We start from the raw sequence: 2204 nt of genomic DNA on the forward strand, positions 1-2204 counted from the left end.
TCGATAACGACAGTTTTGTAACTGGATTTTTGAGTAAAGAAGGCTGTACTTATACAATTGAAGAATATTGTAGTTCTGGTGATCATAATGATTCTATAGGTTATGGTGATTGTGGTATTGATTTTTATAGTATAGTAATTACAGAAACTTGCACGCCCAGCGGAGGAGGTGGGGCAGGAAGCTTGGGAGATTCTGGCGAACCAGTGGGTAATGATACAGGATCTACAAACACCGGGGATACAAGCGGAAGCCAAACCAATAACGGGGGTAGTGGTGGTTCATCAAGCAATGGAGGTGTTACAACACCAACAACACCTTGTAGAGGTGATGATTGTCCAGAGGAATTAGATATAGATGATCTTATTCATAAAAAAAACTGTGAGGAATTACAAGAATTATTAGATATAGAACCCGGCTCTGTTCCTGCTCCTTATAAAACTCTTAAAGAGGCAATCGCAGATTTAAAAAATAATTTAGATGGAGCAAGTGAAGAAGGATACGAAATTAGGCATAACTCAAATTTAGAGCCTTTATTTGTTAAAGTTAATTCTAATAATACAGGTGAAGGTTATTGTAATTATTCAAAAGTTCCATCTGTTTACGGCGGATTGCATTTACATTTGAATAATACACATCCAGATTTAGATAGTGACTACGAACCTATGTTTTCTCATAAAGACATAAAGGACTTGTTAGAATTCACGGAAATATACAGCAATCCAAGTAGTCTAATAAACAGTTCTTTATTTGTCCATTTAATAGTAACTTATCAAGGCACTTATGCGATAAAAATAAAAGATTTAACTAAACTGCAACATTTAAACACTATTTGGGCTGAAAAAGAGAGTAGAAAAGATTTTAAGCGTTTTTTAGATTCGCAATACAGAAGGAAAACTGATAATTTTTCTAATCCTAATGGAACTGCTGAAGATTACCAGAAAATATTCTTAAAGCATATAAATATTAAATATGATTTAGGTATATCATTATTTAAGACTACAGAATATAATGGAGAGCCTGTAGGTTGGGAGGAGTTAATTTTAGTAAATGGGGATACAGCAAACAGTGATGTAGTTAAAAAACCTTGTAATGAATAATAAAACAATAAAAATGAGAAATATAATTTTAATAATTTTAATAGCTACAACACTAGCTTGTAGAGCACAAAGTCCAGTAATAGACATTGCAGACAGACAAACTGAATTAGTAGACGGAGCATATCTAAAAGATGTTAATAATCTACTTGATAAATTCGCGGGAACTTGGCTTTACACTAATGGTAATACTACATTAACTCTAATTTTTCAAAAAAACACACAAGTACAAAGTAGAATATATAGTGATATTTTAATCGGGGAATATAGGTATGTTGAAGATGGAGTTGAAAAAATTAATACTTTATCTAATTTAAACAGTTTATCAAACTTATATGACCATAATTTAACAAGTAGTTTTGTTATTTTGAAAAGAGAATTTCCAGGTTGCTCAAATTGTGATAATACAGAAAAAAGAATAAAGGTAGATTTTAGTGATCCCAACCCGAATTTAAGTTATCTCGTAGGAACAATGTATATGGGGCTTCGTCACATCAGTGAATTTGGTGTTGCCGATAAAATGCAAATAGATTTTGCTAAAAAGGGGTCTTCTATAATTCCAGTTGGTGCACCACAAGAGCCTAACTTGCCTTTTGGTAGATATGTGTTAATTAAACAATAAAGTATAACAAAGCTATAAAAGACTTTACAAAGCCATTACGCAAGTAGTGGCTTTTTTTAATATTTAAAAGTGAGTTTTCACTCCAATTACGGTTTTTACCGTAACGAAAAGTGCAAATAAGTTGAGGTTTTCGATGAATGGTATAAAAAGGTATTGTGAGATTGTTATTATTATTATACACTTGGTTTTTAATAGTTAAAATCACTAATTTTTAAAACCAACGAAACGAATGAAAAAAAGAAAATGTAAACAGTATTTAAAACTAGTAATGTTGCTCTTCGGGGTTACATTCGTCTTATCTAGTTGCCAAAAAGATGATGATTTAATACAAATTGAACAAAAAAAGAATAGTAACCAAACTGATTTTAAAATCTCAAAAATTGACAAATCTAAGTTAGCAGAAAATACCACACTTACAAGAAAGCTAACAAAACTATCCTCTAATTTAAGAAATAAAAAATCTAATAATTCTCAAAATAAAACCTTAG

At 31.1% G+C, this 2204-nt stretch carries 3 protein-coding genes; all 3 read left to right on the top strand.

Annotation, left to right across the window (positions count from 1 at the left end; translation table 11 throughout):
• A partial coding sequence (locus ES676_RS14815; RefSeq protein ID WP_215731661.1) for a type 1 glutamine amidotransferase family protein occupies positions 1–1097 on the top strand: 1097 nt, incomplete at its 5' end.
• On the top strand, positions 1090–1716 hold the full coding sequence (locus ES676_RS14505; RefSeq protein ID WP_148371040.1) for a DUF6705 family protein: 627 nt from the start codon (positions 1090–1092) through the stop codon (positions 1714–1716). The genes ES676_RS14815 and ES676_RS14505, both read left to right, overlap by 8 nt.
• Positions 1717–1945: 229 nt before the next feature.
• The coding region (locus ES676_RS14510) for a hypothetical protein (protein WP_148371041.1) at positions 1946–2204 on the top strand (259 nt) is incomplete at its 3' end.

The organism is Bizionia saleffrena, from assembly GCF_008086175.1.
Classification (GTDB): domain Bacteria; phylum Bacteroidota; class Bacteroidia; order Flavobacteriales; family Flavobacteriaceae; genus Bizionia; species Bizionia saleffrena.